This window comes from Homoserinimonas sp. (genome assembly GCF_056262345.1).
On the sequence record NZ_JBACFR010000225.1, the window covers coordinates 1 to 6,715 of the forward strand.

The 6,715-nt window shown below is 63.7% G+C and carries 5 protein-coding genes; all 5 read left to right on the plus strand.

Annotated features, from left to right (window positions below):
- The coding region (locus AC062T_RS10955) for an ABC transporter substrate-binding protein (protein WP_476029974.1) at nt 1-1,402 on the plus strand (1,402 nt) is incomplete at its 5' end.
- 99 nt (nt 1,403-1,501) lie between these two features.
- Nucleotides 1,502-3,409 carry a translational GTPase TypA gene (gene typA, locus AC062T_RS10960; protein WP_108517348.1) on the plus strand — a complete coding sequence of 636 codons (1,908 nt, stop codon included), beginning with the start codon at nt 1,502-1,504 and terminating at the stop codon, nt 3,407-3,409.
- A gap of 558 nt (nt 3,410-3,967) precedes the next feature.
- Nucleotides 3,968-4,747 (plus strand): TIGR00645 family protein, encoded by a 780-nt coding sequence (locus AC062T_RS10965; RefSeq protein ID WP_476029976.1) that lies wholly within the window; start codon nt 3,968-3,970, stop codon nt 4,745-4,747.
- Nucleotides 4,744-5,469 carry a TIGR00645 family protein gene (locus AC062T_RS10970; RefSeq protein ID WP_476029978.1) on the plus strand — a complete coding sequence of 242 codons (726 nt, stop codon included), beginning with the start codon at nt 4,744-4,746 and terminating at the stop codon, nt 5,467-5,469. The genes AC062T_RS10965 and AC062T_RS10970 overlap by 4 nt, the downstream gene beginning before the upstream one ends.
- A gap of 38 nt (nt 5,470-5,507) precedes the next feature.
- The coding region (locus AC062T_RS10975; RefSeq protein ID WP_476029980.1) for a PIG-L family deacetylase at nt 5,508-6,715 on the plus strand (1,208 nt) is incomplete at its 3' end.

The window sequence follows — 6,715 nt, forward strand, 5'->3', positions numbered from 1 at the left end:
CGACGTGCAGACAGGGATGTTCGACGACACGATTCCCGACGATGTCGTGTTCTTCGACGGCTTTACCTCCAATGGGCTCGACCGGGTCACTGAGGTCCCCGAGGTGTCAGACGATGGTCGCTCCCTAACGCTGACCTTCGACGAGTTCGTTGCCGACTGGCAGCTGGTGTTCTCTGTGGGCCTTCCCGCCCACGTTGTCGCAGCCGTGGCAGGGCACGGGAGTGAGGCTGGCGCTGAGGGCGGCGCGGATGCGGCGGCAAGCCTCAAGCAGAGCGTGGCCCAGGCCATAGCGACGAGAGACGCGACGGCGCTGGCACCGCTATCCCGGGCCTGGACCTCAGGCTTCACGGTTGCAGCAGACTCCGACCCGGCCCGCTTTGTCGGTTCTGGTCCGTATTCGATCGCGGCTATCGGCGACGACGGCCTCACCCTCACGGTCAACCGTGAGTACCAGGGCGATCACCTTCCTCAGTTCGAGACGATCGAGGTTCGCTACATTTCTGATCCGTTGCAGGCCGTGGCTTCGGCCTCGGCGGGGGAGCTCGATGTGCTCGCACCCCAGTCGTCTCCCGACGTGGTCGCTGCGATCGAGGCATCGGGGCTCGCCTCGTCTCGGGTCACGACGGGAACGGGTGAGGTGCTGCAGCTCAGGCTTGAGCGCAGCGCCAACGGAGCGGTGGAACATCCGCTCGTGCGGCAGGCTTTTCTGGCATCCGTTCCCCGGGATCACCTCATCCAGGGTGCAGACGACGCCGGCAACGCTGTTGTCTCGCGGGATTCGTTCACCCTCTTTCCCGGGCAAACCGGGTATGACGATGCGGTCGAGGCGACAGCCTCCAGCCGCAAACAGCTCACCTCGCGGGCTCCTGCCGAGCTGATTGCCGCAGCGGCCGCCGAGAACCCGGCACTCGCCGCGCCAACGATCTGCGTGCTCTTTGACCCCGCCAACCCGCGCAGACTCGCGCAGTTCATGGCGATTCGGGATGCTGCAGCGCCGGCGGGGATCGCCGTCACCGATTGCTCCAGCCCCGATTGGCGCAATCTGCTGGCCACGCCCGACTCGTGGGATGCCGCGCTGTTCGGCCTGCGCTCGACGTCTACGTCGGTGCAGTCGGCGACGCAGGCTCTGCGCACAGGCGCGCCCCTCAACTACGGGCGGTATTCTTCGGAAGCCGTCGACAGCATCCTGCAGCGGTTCGAGATGACGGATGATGCGGCCGACCGCGCGGGCATGCTCGCCGACGTCGACGAACACCTATGGCGAGATGCCGTGGGCCTTCCGCTGTTTCAACTCACGTCGATTGTGGTCACCTCCGACCGGATTGACGGAGCCTCTGTGGCCCCCTACGCGCCCACGGTTCTCTGGAATCCGTGGGAATGGATGCCGCGTTCGAGCGTTTAACAGGAATGGGTTTCTCCACGCGGTACACTTGACCGTGTAGGGCAGCGGTGACTGCGCCCGATCCCTTTTCCCATCATCAGTCTCGAGGACACTACTTCTATGGCAATTGCCACCCGCTCTGACCTGCGTAACGTCGCTATCGTCGCCCACGTCGACCACGGCAAGACGACGCTCGTCGACGCCATGCTGCGTCAGACGAACTCTTTCGCTGACCACGCACACCTCGAAGAACGTGCCATGGACTCGAACGAGCTCGAGCGCGAAAAGGGCATCACGATCCTCGCGAAGAACACCGCGATCTCGTACAAGGGCGTTCACGCCACCGACGGCCCCATCGTCATCAACGTCATCGACACCCCCGGCCACGCCGACTTCGGTGGTGAGGTCGAGCGCGGCCTCAGCATGGTCGACGGTGTCGTTCTGCTCGTTGACGCCAGTGAGGGCCCCCTGCCCCAGACCCGCTTCGTGCTCCGTAAGGCACTGGAAGCCAAGCTCCCCGTCATCCTTCTCGTCAACAAGACCGACCGTCCGGATGCTCGCATCGACGCCGTCGTGAGCGAAAGCCAGGATCTCCTTCTTGGTCTGGCGAGCGACATGGCCGACGAGCACCCCGACCTCGACCTCGACGCGATCCTCAACGTTCCCGTTGTCTACGCGTCTGGTCGCAACGGCGCAGCGAGCTGGAACAAGCCAGAAGACGGCACCCTGCCCGACAACGACGACCTCGAGCCGCTGTTCGACGCGATCCTCAAGCACGTTCCCGCGCCGACGTACGACGACGAGCACCCGCTGCAGGCCTGGGTCACCAACCTCGACTCCTCGCCGTTCCTCGGCCGTCTCGCCCTGCTCCGTGTCTTCAACGGCACGATCAAGAAGGGCCAGACCGTTGCCTGGGTCAAGAAGGACGGCACCGTCTCGAACACCCGCGTCACGGAGCTGCTCATCACGAAGGCGCTCGACCGCTACCCGGCCGAGAGCGCTGGCCCCGGCGACATCGTCGCTGTTGCTGGTTTCGAAGACATCTTCATCGGCGAGACCCTCGCTGACCCCAACGATGTGCGCCCGCTGCCGACCATCACGGTTGACGACCCCGCGATCTCGATGACGATCGGCACGAACACGTCGCCGCTCATCGGCAAGGTCAAGGGCCACAAGCTCACCGCCCGCATGGTCAAGGACCGCCTCGACAAGGAGCTCGTCGGTAACGTCTCGCTCAAGCTCGTCGACGTCGGCCGCCCCGACGCGTGGGAGGTTCAGGGCCGTGGAGAGCTCGCGCTCGCCATCCTGGTCGAGCAGATGCGCCGCGAGGGCTTCGAGCTCACCGTCGGCAAGCCGCAGGTAGTCGTCAAGCAGATCGATGGCAAGGTTCACGAGCCCTTCGAGCACCTGACCATCGACACCCCTGAGGAGCACCTCGGTGCCATCACGCAGCTTCTTGCCTCGCGCAAGGGCCGCATGGAGGCCATGGCCAACCACGGCACCGGCTGGGTCCGCATGGAGTTCATCGTTCCTTCGCGTGGTCTCATCGGCTTCCGTTCGGAGTTCATGACCACGACCCGCGGCGAGGGCATCGCGAACGCGGTTGCTCACGGCTACGAGCCGTGGGCTGGCGAGATCACGACCCGCGTCAACGGCTCGATCGTTGCCGACCGTGCCGGAGTTGCTACGCCGTTCGCCATGGTTGCCCTGCAGGAGCGCATGACGTTCTTCGTCGAGCCGACGCAGGAGGTTTACGAAGGCATGGTTGTGGGCGAGAACTCGCGCGCCGACGACATGGACGTGAACATCACCAAGGAGAAGCAGCTGACCAACATGCGTCAGTCGACCTCGGACTCGTTCGAGCGCATGACTCCGTCGCGCAAGCTCACGCTCGAAGAGTGCCTGGAGTTCGCCCGCGAGGATGAGTGCGTTGAGGTAACTCCTGAGTTCGTGCGCATTCGCAAGGTCGAGCTCGACGCCAACGCGCGCGCTCGCAAGACCTCGCGTTTGAAGAAGCAGAATGCGTAAACAAGCGCAGCGAAGCAGAATGCGTAAATAAGCGCAACGAAGCAGAATGCGTAAATAGACGCAGCTCCGCATCGCAGGGCGGTCCCATCATTGATGGGGCCGCCCTGCGGCGTTTAACGGAAGGCTGCGCGGCGCTTCGCTTCCCCTTTTTGGGGTCACCTTCTGGCCGCTGGGCCTCCTGTGCCTCTAATACGCTTTCTGTGAACAGATTGTGACCTTGGCCTTGCGCTGGCCGCAGGACCGCCCGTGAAGCCTCGCGGAGGTCGGCGACCGGCTAGTGGCGTTCTTACCCCAGCGGGCCAATCTGCACCGATGGTTACCGCTCTCCGTGCGGCACCCATCACACCCCAGCAGGTCGAGTGAGCGATGTCCCGGAGCCTCGTCTATCCGGCCTGCGTGCTCTCGGCGCTGCCAACGATTGCCCGCGCCGGGGCTCGTCGATCCGCCCTGCCATGATGCGCTTCGCTTGAAAGCAGGAGTGCTTCGTGCGCTCGTTGGCGCTCGGGTCTTAGCAGGGGTGTTCGACGTCCCGCTCGTTTCAATCCGAAAGCTCCACACATGAAAGCTCAACCACCAGCAGAGCGCGGCACAGCGCCACGGCAAGCCAAGTCCGCAGCGGGGGAGGGCGGCCGCCGGGTCAGCCCGCTGGAGTCGCTTGGAGGGCTGATCTTTCTTTCACGGTGGCTCCAGGCACCGCTGTATCTCGGCCTCATTGTTGCCCAGGGGCTCTACGCGGTTGTCTTCATCAATGAGATCGTGAAGATCACCGAAGAGACCTTTGCGAGTGGCGGTGCGGTCGACCAGAACCTCATCATGCTGTCCGTTCTCGGGCTGGTGGATGTTGTGATGGTCGCGAACCTCGTGATCATGGTCGTCATCGGCGGCTACGAGACGTTCGTCTCGAAGATGGATCTGGATGAGAATCCAGACAAGCCGGAGTGGCTTTCCCACGTCAACGCAAACGTGCTCAAGACGAAGCTGGCGATGTCCATCATCGGTATCTCGTCGATCCACCTGCTTAAGACGTTCATCGAGGCTGCTGATCTGGGTGCCGAGGATGCCCACTTCGAACACGGAGCCGTGTATACGGAGTCTGGGGTGCTGTGGCAGGTCGTCATCCACGCCGCATTCATCCTGTCGGCCATCGGGCTTGCCTATATCGACCGGTGGGGGTCAAAGGCAGAGTTTGAGGAGCGCGAGCTTCTGCTGGAGGAACACGAAATGCTCCAACTGGTGGCTGCTCGTGATCGCGCGAATGCTGCGCCTGAGTCCCTCTCGACGTCCCCGTTGACCACAGCATCGACCACAGCATCGACCACCGAAGGAGTTCGCTCATGAGCGACATCACCGCGCCGACCGCTAAAGCGCAGGCACGCAATCGCTGGGTGACGTCGATCGGCGGCATCATCTTTCTCTCCCGCTGGTTGCAGGCGCCCCTCTATCTCGGCCTGATCTATGCCCAGGTCGTCTACGTTGTGGTGTTTCTCTTCGAACTTATGCACCTTGCTCAAGATGTTCTCGCTGACCCGACCAAGATTCAGGCCTCCGTGGTCATGCTCGGCGTGCTGGGGCTGATCGACGTTGTGATGATCGCGAACCTGATGATCATGACGATCATCGGCGGCTACGAAACCTTCGTCTCCAAGCTCAACCTCGACAAGAACCCCGATCGCCCTGAGTGGCTCTCTCACGTTAACTCCAACGTCCTCAAGACCAAGCTGGCGATGTCGATCATCGGCATCTCGTCCATTCACCTGTTGAAGACCTTCATCGAGGTCGCCGATCTCGGGGCCGACACCACCGATCTCACGGGGGAGACCTACACGGCATCCGGCGTGCTGTGGCAGGTCGTCATCCATATGGTGTTCATTGCCTCAGCGGTGGGGCTGGCCATGATCGACCGCTGGAACGTGAAGGATGACTTTCGCGATCGTCGCCTGCGCTTGCGTGAGATGCAGGCGGGGATCACGGTGGGAGGGCATCCAGGCTCCCACACCGAGATTCCCGTCGTGATGCCGCACCGCGAGCGTGAAGAGGCCCTGCCAGGCGCAATGAGGTAGTTTGCTAGAACGGTTCGCCCCCAAGAAAAGCAGGAATCATGCAGCATGACGACGTTCGAATTCTCGTTGTACATGCGCACCCCGATGACGAGGCGATCTCGACCGGGGGCACCCTGGCGTTGCTTACGCGAGACGGAGTGGATGTCACTCTGCTGACGTGCACCCGCGGGGAGCGGGGAGAGGTCATCCCCGTCGAGTTGCGGCATCTCGAAGGCGACGGGCGAGCGCTTGCCGACTATCGCGAGCGAGAGCTGGAGCAGGCTCTCGTGGCTCTCGGGGTCACCCGCCACATGTTCCTGGGCCAACAGGGTGCGAGGCTCGCGGGCCTGCCGCCGCGCAGGTACTCCGACTCCGGCATGGTCTGGGGGGCCGACGGAACCCCAGAGCCCGTAGCCGACCCCGCAGACGAAGCGCTATGCAGCGCGGATCTCGCCGAGGTCGTTTCGGACATCCGCTCGGCGATCGATGCAGTGGGGGCGCATGCCGTGCTCTCGTATGACGAGCGCGGCGGTTACGGCCACCCCGATCATGTGCGAGCGCACCAGGCGGCCCGCGCGGCTGCTCGGCTCAGCGGAGTCGCGTTCTATTCCTTCATCGAATCGGTCGACGAACTTGATCGCCTTGAGTCGGCAGGGCAGCCCATTGAGGGCGTGGACCTGCTCGATGTGAGCGAGGTGCTGCCCGCTAAGGTCGCGGCGCTCCGGGCCCATGCCACGCAGATCACGGTCTCGGAGTCGGCGGATGGTCGCCCCCAATTTGCGCTGTCGAGCGGGCCAGCACGCCCCGTCGAGACGCGCGAGGCGTTTCGACTGATCGATGCTCCCTCGGCAGAGGCGGATGCCCCCTCCACTGCCACCGTGCGGGGTGCTCTCTCAGCGGGAGAAACGCGAGCGGGCAGGATCACCACGGCGGTGGTGGCTCTCGCTATGGGCGCCATTCTCGGCGTAGTGCTCACCATCAATCACCAGCAGACGTGGAGCATCGGCGGGCTTACGATCCCGATCGGCCTCATCGCGGGGCTGCTCATCATCACGATGCTGCTGGTCGGGTTCCGGCTGGTGTTCGAGACGCGGGTCGTTGCCCTCAGCGCCGCGATCGGCGTGAACGTGATCATCGCCGTGTTCTCCCAGAAGAGCCCGGGGGGATCCGTTCTGATCCCGGCCAACATCATGGGATTCGTGTGGGCTTACGCGCCGCTTCTCATCGCCCTCGTCGTGGTCGCGTGGCCGAAGCTGCCCTTGCCTCG

Coding starts and splice junctions, on each gene's coding strand:
- typA (WP_108517348.1), top strand. CDS start 1,502: ATGGCAATTGCCACCCGCTCTGACCTGCGTAACGTCGCTATCGTCGCC.
- AC062T_RS10965 (WP_476029976.1), top strand. CDS start 3,968: ATGAAAGCTCAACCACCAGCAGAGCGCGGCACAGCGCCACGGCAAGCC.
- AC062T_RS10970 (WP_476029978.1), top strand. CDS start 4,744: ATGAGCGACATCACCGCGCCGACCGCTAAAGCGCAGGCACGCAATCGC.